The sequence below is a fragment of the Cellulosilyticum sp. genome (assembly GCF_982396655.1).
Genome location: NZ_CEVXFV010000048.1, coordinates 17,271 through 31,605, shown reverse-complemented (window position 1 = coordinate 31,605; position 14,335 = coordinate 17,271). Strand labels below are relative to the sequence as shown.

The 14,335-nt window shown below is 35.8% G+C and carries 12 protein-coding genes; all 12 read right to left on the bottom strand.

From position 1 onward, the window contains the following. Positions 1-681 precede the first annotated feature (681 nt). The 12 genes from AC1VAQ_RS16425 to AC1VAQ_RS16370 all read right to left on the bottom strand — a co-directional run bounded on the left by AC1VAQ_RS16425 (position 682) and on the right by AC1VAQ_RS16370 (position 14,327). A complete protein-coding gene (locus AC1VAQ_RS16425) occupies positions 682-1,671 on the bottom strand; it encodes a 2-hydroxyacid dehydrogenase (RefSeq protein ID WP_302596840.1) in 990 nt (329 codons plus the stop codon). Positions 1,672-2,134: 463 nt separating this feature from the next. Continuing rightward, positions 2,135-3,661, bottom strand: a complete 1,527-nt coding sequence (locus AC1VAQ_RS16420; protein ID WP_302596841.1) for an APC family permease — start codon at positions 3,659-3,661, stop codon at positions 2,135-2,137. Positions 3,662-3,760: 99 nt separating this feature from the next. Next, a complete protein-coding gene (locus AC1VAQ_RS16415; RefSeq protein WP_302596842.1) occupies positions 3,761-4,075 on the bottom strand; it encodes a P-II family nitrogen regulator in 315 nt (104 codons plus the stop codon). A gap of 91 nt (positions 4,076-4,166) precedes the next feature. Next, complete coding sequence (locus AC1VAQ_RS16410) at positions 4,167-5,282, bottom strand: iron-containing alcohol dehydrogenase family protein (RefSeq protein WP_302596843.1); 1,116 nt, start codon at positions 5,280-5,282, stop codon at positions 4,167-4,169. Between the two features lie 82 nt (positions 5,283-5,364). Continuing rightward, the gene (locus AC1VAQ_RS16405; protein WP_302596844.1) at positions 5,365-6,705 is read right to left on the bottom strand and encodes an aminotransferase class III-fold pyridoxal phosphate-dependent enzyme; all 1,341 of its coding nucleotides are present in this window, start codon (positions 6,703-6,705) and stop codon (positions 5,365-5,367) included. 247 nt (positions 6,706-6,952) lie between these two features. Then, entirely contained in the window at positions 6,953-8,131 is a 1,179-nt protein-coding gene (locus tag AC1VAQ_RS16400; protein WP_302596845.1) for a PucR family transcriptional regulator, read from the bottom strand. Between the two features lie 42 nt (positions 8,132-8,173). Beyond that, the gene (locus AC1VAQ_RS16395) at positions 8,174-8,881 is read right to left on the bottom strand and encodes a sulfite exporter TauE/SafE family protein (protein ID WP_302596846.1); all 708 of its coding nucleotides are present in this window, start codon (positions 8,879-8,881) and stop codon (positions 8,174-8,176) included. Positions 8,882-9,089: 208 nt separating this feature from the next. Next, positions 9,090-10,952 carry a polysaccharide biosynthesis protein gene (locus tag AC1VAQ_RS16390; RefSeq protein ID WP_303244031.1) on the bottom strand — a complete coding sequence of 621 codons (1,863 nt, stop codon included), beginning with the start codon at positions 10,950-10,952 and terminating at the stop codon, positions 9,090-9,092. A 240-nt stretch (positions 10,953-11,192) separates the two neighbouring features. After that, a complete protein-coding gene (locus AC1VAQ_RS16385; protein ID WP_302596848.1) occupies positions 11,193-11,774 on the bottom strand; it encodes a TetR-like C-terminal domain-containing protein in 582 nt (193 codons plus the stop codon). Between the two features lie 174 nt (positions 11,775-11,948). Continuing rightward, on the bottom strand, positions 11,949-12,845 hold the full coding sequence (locus tag AC1VAQ_RS16380; protein ID WP_302596849.1) for a cation efflux transmembrane domain-containing protein: 897 nt from the start codon (positions 12,843-12,845) through the stop codon (positions 11,949-11,951). Between the two features lie 149 nt (positions 12,846-12,994). Further along, positions 12,995-13,384, bottom strand: a complete 390-nt coding sequence (locus AC1VAQ_RS16375) for a hypothetical protein (protein ID WP_479904192.1) — start codon at positions 13,382-13,384, stop codon at positions 12,995-12,997. After that, positions 13,377-14,327, bottom strand: coding sequence for a phosphodiester glycosidase family protein (locus tag AC1VAQ_RS16370; protein ID WP_302596851.1), 951 nt, complete (start codon positions 14,325-14,327; stop codon positions 13,377-13,379). The genes AC1VAQ_RS16375 and AC1VAQ_RS16370 overlap by 8 nt, the downstream gene beginning before the upstream one ends. Between the last annotated feature and the right edge of the window lie 8 nt (positions 14,328-14,335).

Genomic DNA, 14,335 nt, shown 5'->3' with positions numbered 1-14,335 from the left:
CTAGAAGAAATACTTCGACTTGGAAAAACTTAGGCTTAAATTAACGGCTATGATAAATAATTAAATAAATAATTAAGAGTGAATAGTGAAGACTTTTTAACGCCTCCACCATTCACTCTTTTTGTATTTTCTCTTGATTTATATTTTTGGCTCTGTTAGATGAAATTGTGGACATACAACGTACTTTTTTCTTTGCTGTTTGAGTAGTATTAGTTGATTCAAAGTTAACCATTATTTCATCCTCGTTATTTTGTGCAATAGTATTTCTGTTTTTTATTTTTACTTGCTCCTTTTGTATTAATCTATCATATCATACGCAAGTCAGTTTTAATAAATAACACTTAAAGTCCTTATGGCCTAATTTTCCTATTCTGAAATATTGAAGCTATACTATTAGTATCATTTGAATAATTATTCGTCATAATTTTTGCCTAACTTTATTATTAGAGGGCAAGTCACTATACACTAATTGTTTCCTGAACAATTAGTTACACAAAGATTGCAGTCCGCATTCTATAATTTACAATTCTTGTGTCAACAAAACTAGAAGTACTATAAATGAGCCAATCCTTATTTTTAGCTGATTCTTTCTCTTCTTTTAGGTACTGTAGGGTTTTAAAGACGTAAAGGTAGTTAATAAGGTATTTAGTTGACACTCCTTTAAATTGACGTATCCAGTTTTTAAATTGCATTTACAACACAATCCGGTCTTTCGCCGCAAGCAATCCTTTCTGCATTTTGCCACATATGGCTATGCATACGACCGAAACTTCCTACTGTTACGCCCCCTAAATGTGGTGCAAATAATACCTTATCTTTTTCTGCTTCGGGAAGCTGTAATAAAATATTATCTTTTTTAACTGGCTCTGGGTAAACGGTATCTAATCCTGCACCGCCTAACTTATGACTTACAATCGCCTCATATAGTGCCTTGCCATCGACCAATTCTCCTCTTGCTGTATTAATAAGATATGCCCCATCTTTCATCTTTTCAAAGAAATCGCTATTGACCATGTTTATTGTTTCTTCTGTTACCGCCATATGTAAACTTACTAAGTCGCATAATGGCAACATTTCTTCTAAAGGTAAATACTCCACACCGTAAAATTGTTCGCTCTCCTCATCTTTACGATGTTTTGTATAATAATAAACCTTACTGCCGAAAGCTTTAAGCAGCTGTGCTGTTGCTTTTCCTATATCCCCAAAGCCTACTAGTCCTACAGTTGCATCACTTAAATCATAAATACCACTTATCATCCTTTCTTCTTTCATCTGGATTTGTCTGCCCGCTCTTACTTCTCTATCCCCTACTGCAACAAATCGAAGCACGCCTAACATCAATAAAATCGTCTGCTCTGCTACAGCCTTTGCATTACAACCTTTATTATTACATACATATATGCCCTTTTCAGCAGCTGCTTGAATATCTATTTTGTCATATCCTGCACCTTCAGAATGAATCATCTTTAAGTTTGGCAAATGGTCTATCATATACTTAGTCACAGGGCTAATAGCATCTGCAAAAATAATATCTGCCGCCTTGCCTATCTCTATAATTTGAGTTTCACTTGTACCGCATGGGCAATAAATTAATTCACACGCTCTTGCAAGTGATACATCCGGCATGTACTTTTCATAACGTTTCTGATTGCCTAAAACTAATATTTTCATTTAATTCGCTCCTTCAACTCATCTTATTTTTCTATAGATTTCACATTTATAAACTTTAGTAATGCATAGTCTTTAGTCATGTGAAATCATTGGGAGAAACCTATTTACCTACATGTACCTTTCAAGTTTTTAGCTGATTTCTCTATAGATTTCACATTTATAAACTTTAGTGATGCATAGTCTTTAGCCATGTGAAATCATTGGGAGAAACCAACTTACCTACATGTATATTTCAAGTTTTTAGTTGATTTCTCTCTATATAAACTTATTTTTTATATATTCTAAATTATATCATTTTATATTTTCTTTTTTAATCCCCATTACCTTCAAGCTTTGGTTATGCATTAAACTTTGCTCATGTGAAATTATGCATTGCCCCTACCTTGTAACATCACAAAAAAATGAAGTGGGGCTCAAGGTCAAGATTTACGCTTTTTCTTTTAGCACACACTTCACTTTTTTATTATTTAATAACTAATTCCCCTACAATTTTTCCTTCTGATACCGCTTTGCCACTTCTTCTACCACGGTTAACTTGTACATTGCCTAATATTAAGTAATCCATATCTCGCTTTGGTACCTTCATAAACCTTCTTCTTGAAACATAATAAAATAGCGTTCCCATTGCTACCCAACCTGCAAGTGCAATCCAGCTTTCTTTTACCATGCAAGCTGGTGAACCAGGGACAATAAGAAGTAATAAAATAGCTACTGAAATGACACACCCTAAAATAGCTACTGCTGGATGAATTCTATTTTCATCTGTTGGGTCACCATACTTTTTGATTAAAATATAGGCCCCAGCACATGTGAAGAAATAACCAAATGCTGTTCCTACCGAACACATATCTACAACCCAGCTAATTACTTCACGTCCAAAGAATGGACAAATGCTGCAAATACATAGTGTAAAAATAACGCATGCCCCAGGTGTATTATATTTTTTATGAATCTTTCCAAATGCATGAGGCAACATTTTAGCCCTCGCCATACCAAAAAGCAAACGACTAGAGGTCATAAAAAATCCATTCATTCCTGTAAAAATCCCCATACATACTGCCAGTGCCACGAAAGCAACTCCAGCTCTACCCATAGCCATTTCTAATACTGCCCCAGTATGCCATTTGACCGTACTGCCTGTCACATCTGTTAAATTTTGAACCTCCGTCCAAGGAACCACGCAATCTGTAACAACTGCCATAGATGCATAAATTAATGCACCAACTACTAATGCAGAGCAAATCAGCATCTTAGATTTCTTAGGTGAAAAACTATATTCTTCAGCAGCTTGTGGAATACAGTCAAACCCTACATATAAGAAAGGCGCCAATGCCAGTATTGAAATAAATCCACTACCAAAGCTTTTGCCATCCGCGCCAGAAAGAGGCATTAAATGGTCTACCTTAAAATTACCTGTTGCAACGGTTCCTAGTACAGAAACCACAACGGCACCACACATTATAAGCACCATTGCCAGCTGCAATTTACCGACTGATTTAACCCCACGATAATTCATAATCCCAAATAATACAATAAAGAAACATGAAAGTGCTACTTCTCCTGCATATACATCATATCCAGCAATCGTATATAGATATCCCCTGTTAAAAACGCCTGGGAATATATAACCCGCAAGTACAGGCAATGCTGTAGCATTTAATGCAACAATGGATAAATACCCCAAAGATAGCATCCATCCACATATATAGGCCGCAGTCCTCCCAAATCCCTTATAAGCATAAGCAAACTCGCCCCCTGCTACAGGAAATTTAGCAATCATATAGGCATAGCTATATCCTACTACAATCATAAGTAGACCACCTACTAAAAAACCTAATAGCAACGGTAAGGGGCCGCCAGCTCTCACTGTCCAGTTAGAACCTTGAATAAAGCATCCCCATCCTATAATTGATCCAACAGCCACAGCCCAAATCGCTCCAGGTCCCAAAGACTTCTCTAAAGTTGATCGCTTTTTTCCATTCTCCGCCATACACATCCTCCTAACCCTCTTATTCTCTTAACAGTCTTCTCTTCCCCACATTACCCTATTTTTTACTGCCCTCTGCTTTTCATCTTTTGCTTCTTTTTTCTACTGTTCACTAATCGTATAGGCCTCTTCAATATCAGCAACAAAGATTCTTCCATCTCCAGAACTGCCTTTTTCTCCACTTTTAGCACTGTGTATGATGATGTCAACTACTTCATCTTTCTCATCATCTTCCACCGCTACATAAAGCATCTTCTTAGGCATCTCTTCATAAAAAACTTCTCCTACTTGAATTCCCTTTTGCTTTCCTCTACCTGAAACGCTCCACTTAGAAAAGGCGTTATAACCTGCATCAGAAAGTGCTTCTATCACTAATCCAGCTTTTTCTGGACGTACAATTGCCGTAACTAATTTCATCTCTACTCCACCTTTCTATATATCAAAACAAAGGCGTCAGGAAATATACCTTCAAACACCTTTGTTTTAATAGGTCTGTCTTAATTAATATTTATCGCATACTTTGATACATTTCATCTAACATCTCATCTGTAATATCTACAGGGTTGTTATATAAGTTAGGATGACGACTGATTTGTACTAACTCCGCTACTTGTTCATCTGTTAAATTTAAATCTGCAAGATTATTTCTAAGCCCCATTTTAGCCTTTAATTCATGAATTGCCTCAGCCATATCCTCTGTATTTTCAAACCCTAACCGTCTAGCAAATTCATCTAATCTCCCATCCTCTGCTTTTGCATTAATTTTTGCAAAGTAATCTAACGTCAGGCCACAAGCTTCTCCATGTGGTATGTGATGAATATTTGTAAGTGGGAATGAACAAGCATGGGATGCCGTTGTTTTTGGTAATGTAAATGCAAGACCAGCAACAACAGAAGCTTCACACATTTTTGCCCTCGCCTCTTTATCTTCTGGATTTTCATAAGCACGGAACAAATATTTAAAAACCAAATCTGCTGCATGTAATGCACAAGCATCACAAATAGGTTGATGTCCTTTGCTCCAGAAACCTTCTAAAGCATGTGCCAATACATCAATACCCGTACCTGCCGTTACCTTTGGTGGCATTGAATAAGTAAGCTCGGGGTCAATGATTGCAAAGGTTGGGAAGAAATTATCTGATACAATAGGTGATTTCTTTCCATTGGCATGATCCGTAAGTACTGATACGCAAGTTACTTCACTCCCCGTCCCAGCGGTTGTCGGTACTGCAATTAATGGTAAATGCTCTCCTTTAATCGCCACACCTGTCCCATGATACACTCTGATAGATTCATTGGTTTTACATACACTCGCAGCTGCTTTTGCAAGATCCATAGCACTGCCACCGCCAAGTGCAACAACAAATTCTATCTTTTTATCACGAATCATCTTGGCACAGCTATCAACTTCCGTTACATCAGGATTTGGGGACACTTCTGAAAAAATGCTGGTTAAGGTGCCTTCACTTTGGGCTACGATTTTATCAGCCAAGCCACTTTTTGCAAAGAATGGGTCAGCCACTAAAAGGCCATTGCTGCAACCTAAGTCCTGTGCTAATTGTCTAATTTCAGAGACTCTCCCTTCACCAAATCTTATTTTTACTGGTTGTAAATAATCCCACATTATATCTTCCTCCTCATTTACAATTTATTGCCAAAGGTCAGATGCACTGGCTCTTACTTGATCTGACCTTTGACGTATTCCATTATGCTAAGTAAGTTTCATCAACCCATGTTAAGACTTCATCTAGGATAGGCAGATATTCTTCTAGTTCTTCTTTGGTTATAATAAGCGGTGGACAAATATTTACGTTATTTTCACGTCCGAATGTTGAGAAACCACGTTTTTTAAGTTCTGTCATAATGCTTGGCATCACTGGCCCATGTTCACCATAAGCCTGCATCGGTTCTCTCGTTTCTTTATTTTTAACAATCTCAAGTGCTGCGAATAAACCGATACATCTTGCTTCCCCAACGCAGTCATGCTTTTCTACCATTTTATTTAAGAACTCTGATAAGATTTTACTCATTTCCATAACATGCTCACATATATGATGTTCTAAATAATAATTAACTGATGCCACCCCAGCGGCACAAGCTAGAGTATGACCACTATAAGTTAAACCACATTGAAGTACATTTTCTTCAAAGTATTTAGCCACTTTTTCATTAACGATTACGCCGCCTAATTGGACATATCCACAAGTTACACCTTTTGCAAATGTAATCATATCTGGCTTGATATCGTAGTTTTGCCAAGCAAACATTTTGCCTGTACGGCCAAAGCCTGCCATAACTTCATCACAAATCAGCATGATACCATATTTATCACAAAGTGCTCTTACCCCCTCCATATAACCATCTGGTGGAAGAAGTACACCATTTGCACCAACGATGCTCTCCATAATAATAGCTGCTACATTTTCTGTCCCTTCATAATGAAGTTGTGTGTCTAATTGTTTAAGGTAAAATGCTGTACAAGCTGCATCATCCACACCTCTTGTATAGCCATCTTGATACATATGTGGGTTCATGAACTTCACGAATCCATTAGCACCACCAATCTCAGCAGCAAATCTTCGCCAGTCCCCTGATGCATTAGAAGCACCAAGGGTTGCCCCATGATAACTTCTATAGCAGCTAAAAATTTTGCTTCTTCCTGTTACCATACGTGCCATTTTAATAGCATTTTCATTAGACTCTGCGCCACCATTTGTAAAAAATACTCTTTTGTATGTATCCTCACCTGCTACTTCTACTAAAAGTTTAGCAAGCTTAGATTTAGGCTCTGTTGCATAAGCTGGTGCCATAAAGCACATCTTATCTGCTTGTTCTTTAATTGCATTTACGATTTCTCTATTTTGATGTCCTAAGTTAGAGCAAACTAATAATGAAGACATATCTGCATATTTCTTACCTTCGTAATCCCAGAAATAGATTCCTTCTGCTCTTTCTACTGGAATTGGCTCTCCTCCTGATTTTGACCAAGATTGCATTACGTATTGACCATGCATTTTTGCGATTTCTTTTCCTGTCATTTCACTCATAACTAAAACCCTCCTATTTTTTAAAACAAAAAGGAGCCCAAACTCACTTTTTGTAAGTTTAGACTCCATTGTCTCGTTTATATATTTGTTTGTGTTTGATAGCTTTATCATATCACTTCCCTGAAATTATTCAAGGTTGTAAGGCACAAACTTTATTGTGCTTCAGCACAATAGCCTCTGTCCACCACTACACTCCCCCTTGTTCACGCGAACCTCTCCTGTCTTACTTGTCATCTTTCATTTTTCCTTACTCACTATATAAATTATCCACCATTAACCCCATAGTGAGCTTAATCCGATTATCTAAATTCGATAAATCCAGTTGAAGCAGCTCTTCAATCTTCTTGATTTTATAATTGACTGTATTGCGATGAATAAACATTTCTTCCGCTGTATCTTTTACACTACCACTATGACGTAAATAACTTTCCAAAATAGCCCTCAGATCAGATTGATTAAAACTATCATAGCGCGCAATAGGCTCAATAGTTTCTTTGTAATACGCCTCAATCACCTCTTTATCTTCAATTGCTATAAGTAATTTATATGTTCCTAAATCATCATAAAAAGCAATGTCTTCCTTGCTACTTAGCGCTCTTACCAGCTTAAGTACCTTTATAGCTTGCTTATAACTTTTATGCACATTGCTAATGTTTTTAACCTCACCACCTACACCGCACATACAGATTTCTCCCTTTCCTAGCACATAGGCAAACTTCTCTTTCATCTTCAATATTGCTGGTTTAATATCTTCCTTGGCATAGTTAGCCATTACAACGACTAAACGATTTCCAATCTTTAAAATAACAGAATCTCTATGATGCTGAATGAGTAAATTCTGTAACGTATTCTTATATGCTTCTAGTTTCTTATCCCCTATTAAGAGTCCACTCTTACTGGCTACAACTTCTATAAGCGCCACTTCATAGTGCCATTCTGGCATAAGCATCTTACTGCTAAGCTGCTCGACATAAAGCTCCTTCTGATGTGGGGATGTAATAGCATTTTTCATAGCTACCTCAAGTTCCATATTCTCCCTCTCTGAATTGGTAATATCAAAGGATATAATGCGCATCATTTCTGCCATATGTACATGCCAAGGTACCATAAAAATAGGGAATTTATTTGCATCTGCAAATTCCCCAATTTCCTTTGGAATCTCTTTAATAAAAGGTCCAATATTAATCACCATTCCACTGGCGCTATTGCGGTATACTGCTTTTACCAGTGTGATTAAGTCTAGCTTATCACCTAATCCTATCCCCGTTGTAAAGGTAATTTCTCCACCTCTTAGAAAATCTGAGATTTCCTCATTCTCTACCATATGCACCCAGGTTACCACATTATCAAGACCTTCTTCTCCGCCCACTAAGGTAATCTCCACATCATGCAACTTTTCTAATACATCGCGTAAAATAATTGCCATATCTTTTCCCCCTCTTATTCAATGTCCTCTGTTCTAGTATTCTTAAATGATAATAGATAAACCTGAAATCATAAGCAGCCCATAAGTTAAATTTAAGAATACCTTTTGATTAATCTTCTTCTGCAGTTTATTTCCTATCCATATAGCTAAAAAAAGAGGTATAATACTTACTCCTATAAGCTGAAGGCTTGCCTCACTTACAAGTCCTCCTCGCATGTAGCTAAACATCATGAATGTATTTAAGATTACCCAGATAGGTGCCACTGTTGCACGAAACTCATTTTTATCCTTTAAAGCCTGTACTGCATAAATCACCAAAAGGGCACCACCTGATACAAACATCCCATGCATCACTCCAGCTGCTAATAATATTAATAGACATATGACCTTATTAAGCTGAAATGTCTTTTTGATACATAAATTCTTAAGTCCTATTAAAATAACAACTACGCCATAAATAATTAAAAGCTGATTTGCTGGTAGTATTTCATAAACCTTCATTCCTATAATCATGCCAATAAACATCAAGGCAATCATTTTACCTAATTCTTTAAAATTAATATCTTTGCAGTTTTGCACTGCGATAATAAGTCCCGAAAGCCATGCCATAGCATTTAAAACTACCTTTGCTTCATCCATCCCTATAAGTAATATGGATGGCGGCATTGCTAACACTGTTCCTGCAAATCCTGTGATTGCTTGCACCGCATTTGCTAAAAATAGCACAACTAAAAAAATTATATTTGCCATGTGTATCATCCTCCATTTTATAAATTCACAAACTAAGAGTTCTTCACACAAACAAATATAATTTATTAACATGAATATAACACCAAAATTTTTACTTTTCAATAATTTGTTTCAAATATTCAATCTTGCATTTCAACCCATGTAAAAAAAGAGCTACCGTAGTAGCCCCTTTATTACTAAGTATATCACTCTCATTTTAGTTTCTACATTAACCCATTTGTTCTCTATAATCTAAAGTTCTATAGGTTGGTACGACTTCCATCAGTGCTTTTTTAATGTCTCCGTGATTTTGTACAACTTCTCTTAATTCTTCAATATACTTACTCAGCTGTATATAATCAATGGTACCAGGTTTACCAACAAAAATCTTATCTGAGCACGTCTTCTGCAAACCTTCTTCATCCATTAGAAGCTCTTCATAAAGCTTTTCGCCTGGTCTTAACCCTGTAAATTTAATTTTAATATCTTTATCAGGTACTAATCCTGAAAGCCTAATAAAGTTTTTGGCTAAATCTAGAATCTTAACTGGTTTTCCCATATCTAGTACAAATATTTCTCCACCTGTCGCAAAAGATGTTGCTTCTAGAATAAGTCTTACGGCTTCTGGAATCGTCATAAAGTAACGAATAATTTCTGGATCTGTAACTGTAAGTGGCCCTCCAGCCTGTAATTGTCGCTTAAATAATGGAATAACACTGCCATTACTGCCTAAAACATTTCCAAAGCGCACTGCGACAAAATCCGTTGTCTTAGTTGTCTCATTTATTGCTTGAATAATCATTTCACATAAACGTTTTGTGGCACCCATAACATTGGTTGGATTAACTGCTTTATCTGTGGATACCATTATAAATTTTTTGACCTTATATTTCACAGCACATTGTGCGACATTCATTGTACCGAAAACATTATTCTTAATTGCCTCAGATGGATTATCTTCCATAAGTGGCACATGTTTATGTGCTGCCGCATGAAAAATAATTTCAGGTCTATACTCTTCAAATACTTCCTCTAACTTCTCTTTATCACGAACAGAAGCAATAACGACACGCATCTGTTCCTTAGGAATACCATTTTGCAAAAGTTCCATCTGTAAGTCATAGGCATTATTTTCATAAATATCTAGTATAACAAGTAACTTGGGTGCAAAACTAATAATCTGTCTACATAACTCACTACCAATACTTCCGCCACCGCCTGTCACCATAACAATCTTATCGCCTAAAACTTGTTTTAACTTTTTATTGTTGAACTTAATTTCTTCCCTACCCAGTAAGTCTTCTGGTCTTACATCTCTTAGGATTGAAGTTACTTCCTGTGGTTCATTTAAAAGTGCTTCAATGCCAGGGAAAATCTTAAGTTCACATCCTGTTTCCTTACAAATTGCAATAACTTCACTCTTACGCTTCATTGAAGCTGAAGGAATTGCAATAATAATTTCATCAACCTTATACTGATTAGATAGACGTCCTACATCTTCTATCTTTCCTTTAATTGGTATGCCCTTTAATTTTTGTCCCTGCTTGTCTACATTATCATCGACACAAACGACAATCCTATCTGTAATTTGCCTATTAATTTCAAAGTCCTTAATGATAAAAGCTGCCGCCTCGCCAGCCCCCACTAACATGACGCGCTTAGCTGTATCATCCTTTTTACTATATACTTCATTTCCCACCTTTCTAATAATGCGATAACTAATACGTACAGCCAGTAGCATAGCTGTTAAAATAATGGGATATAAAATATAAATCGACCTTGGAAATAAACCACCGCCTAATGTATCTGCAATCATAAATAATCCATCACCCACGACACATGCTAGTGCCAACAAGTATACTTCTCCAATACTGGCATAATTCCACAGACTCTTATATAAGCCAAAGAAGTAAAATGTTATTATTAAAATAGGTGTTAAGATAAGAATGTTCTTTATGTACAATTGCTGATATTCTGCTGGAATATCCCCATCGAACCTTAACAGTAACGTGCTTAAAAACGCTATATTTACTATTAGCACATCTAGTAAATACATGACTACTTTTCGAAACTTACCTTTAACCTTCTCCATTTTTTCTCTCCCCTTTTCCATCTCTGTTACACTTTTTTTGCTTAGGCGGCTTTGTACATTTATAAAACAGTAACTTCTTCCTTACATAGCTTATTTAACGATTCCATTAATTATTACAAAAATTTCCCACTTAAACGCAAAAAGTGTGATAAACACTTTAATAATGTTTATCACACTTTCTTTAAATTAATTTTTGTTAAATATGATAGTATACTATCTAAATTAAGAGATATATCTAAATCAATGCCTTCTTTCACTCATCCTATAATTCATGCGATATTTCTCAAGTGCTCTTGTAAAATCGCCTTGAATTAATGTGCTTAGATGTTTAATAATTTCCTCAGGGTCTTCTTTCATCCCCCCACGTATCCATTCTAATATCAAGCCCACGAAACCAAATTTATAAAAGTCTGCAATAAACTTTTTATCATCATCTCTCACATGCATTCCTACAGCCTTTTCTTCAACAACATTAATTAACAAATCATATGTTACTTTATGAAGATAGTATTCTAATCTTTCCTTGCTTATTGAATGATATGCATTCATAATAAATGACTTATTTTCCTGTGCATATTCAAAGATTTGTAAAAAGCCTTGTTGCCATGTATCATATGTTTTCTTCCCATTCAAGGCCTTATCCGCATCTACCGCAAATATCCACTCAATCAAATCATAAATATCTTGAAAGTGATAATAAAATGTCTGCCTATTTACTTCACAATCTTGAACAATGTCAATAATCGTTATTTTATCTAGCGTCTTCTTCGTTAATAGTTTCTTTAATGATGCAGCCAATGCCTTCTTTGTTGCTTGTGACATACCCTCCTCCTACCAAAAAACATATAAATTTTATAAACATACTTTTATACTATAAATTGTTTCTAAAGATTTTATGTACATTGTCTTTATTTCTCTTTAATACTTTGTAAAAATGCATCTACCTTTTTAGCCGTCTCAGCTATAGTTAAGTTTGTACTATCAATAACTAAATCACTAATCTAAATCTAGTGTAATGTCTAAATGTATATCTTCAATTTCCTCTTGTAAATTTTCAAGCATATGACTTCTTAGTTCCTTAAGATAATCTACATTCAAGGCATTTTCCTTGCTTCTCACATATATATCTACCCATATCTGGCGCCCCGTCTGTACACAGTCACAGAAGGTAATCTCCGTACCTGTTCCCGCCACCTTATTATTCGCAACTTCCTTGATTCGTTCTACAACTTCTTCCTTAGGCGCTAATAGCACAATACTTCTTAGAGAGTCAATAACCATCTTTATAGGTTGTGGCAACATACATAATGCCAGTACAATAGCCACCACCTGGTCTACATACTGACACATAAAAGCTACTGATGTTCCATTTAAAAAAATCTCTAAAATAAAGGCCAATCCCACACCTAAACAGCAAAATATATCTATCTTCCATGATAGAATCTCTGCATCTACTACTAAAGAATTCATATGCTTATTCATATGCTTTAAAAAATATAACACTACAATACTAAAGCCACACACAAATAATTCAAAGGCGCCTACAACTAATGAATTGACCACTCTCCCACCTGACATCATGATTCTAATATTATCTATAATAAGCTGAATGGTAATAGTTGCTAGTGCACATCCTTTTCCAATCATAAATATGCTTTCTAACTGGGCATAACCATAAGGCCTCTTCTCCGTCTCAGGTTTATATATAAGCGGCAATAATAATACAAAAAGCCCTGCCACGATTCCTTCCGCTGTATCAAATACACCATCCATTAAAATAGCCTGTGAATGCGTCGTAAAACTTAAAATCACCTCTAAAATCGCTATTACTAGCCCTGCACCTACTGAAAATCTCAGTATATGCGTTTCATTAAGCATTCTTTTCTTCTTCACACTATCTCTCCTTAAATCTCTTAACTATATCATTTCTTCACCTCTTAGCATAACATAAATTTTCTTTGTTTTCTATTTATTCAAAACCAATCACCAATACGCTCAAAGGGAGATTACAAAATCATTGATGATTTTATAATCTCCCTAGTTTACTCTATGATATAACTTATCAAATAAGATATAATGCCTATAAGTATAAGCCCTATTCCTACCCACATATATATTCTTGTATATGGTGAACTTGTACCTGCAATTTCAAAAATGCCCTTTAACATACTCCCTATTATCAGTGTTACTATACCTGAATTATACGTATTAAAGAAAAGTCTTGAAACCACTTTAACCTGTAGTATCTGATTTAAATTTACATAAAACAAAACACCTAAAATAAGCGGATATAAAAACATATAATCCATATGGACCGAATGTACCCCATGACCAAAATAATTATAAATAATAGCAAAGAGCAGGCAGAATACAGTTACACCACTCATACTCATTATCCCTTTTTGTATATTCGTCCTTTTCTTTTTAACCAATGTAGACAATATCACTCACCTCACGTTCACCTGTTTTTCTGCCATCTGTAGGATTATTGATTATTTCTCCTTTAAACCATAAAGTAGATGAACCCCCACCATCTAAGTTATAGGCCTGCGTGCAACCTGCTTCTTTCATAACGCCCGCCAACTCATATAAGGTAAGTCCTTCGCTCTCAGATGTTCTGCCATCAGATACCACAATGATATAATGCAGTGGACTTATCATACCAATGGCCGTTCTAGGATTACTAGTCTTGGCACGATCTACTTCTTCATTCTCGCTAATGGCTATCTCACCATCTTTTATTAAGCCTGGACCAAAAGATAAAATTTGAACTGCCCCCTTACTTAGTAAATCTTCTGCACTCCTCTCACTTTCTGTTACAGTTTCACAGCTACCATCTTCATAAATTACAAAGGCCTCATCATCCCCATCACCATAACTTGCGCGATAAAGCATCCCATTACGAAGTACATAGCCATAATCTCTAAAACCATAATAATCTCCATTAATAGCTAAAATAGCCTTATTTTCTTCTGCCATCTTAGAGGTTGTCTCTTTTATATTTCTACCATACGTATTTTCTGCTAATGCAGTTTTTAAATACGTTATATCACTTATCTGTATATCTGCAATATAAACAGTTGTATCTTCTACCCGCTTAGTTTCAATACTAATACACATATTCTCATCCTCATAACGCCTACTATCTCCCTCACTTAATGCACTACTGGTATCTACTTTCTGTAAATCCGTTGTGGCCTTATCTTCAGTTGCTTCCTTTTCTTCCTTTGCAACATAAATCCCATTATTTTTAGCTTCTACTGTATTCGTCGATCTAACAACGAAAGTTTTTAAAAGCACAAAAGACGTAAAGCTCATCAACGTTATGCCATAAAAAATTGCCCAACAATAAGGCCACCTTTTCTTCTCGCCCATTTCTCTCC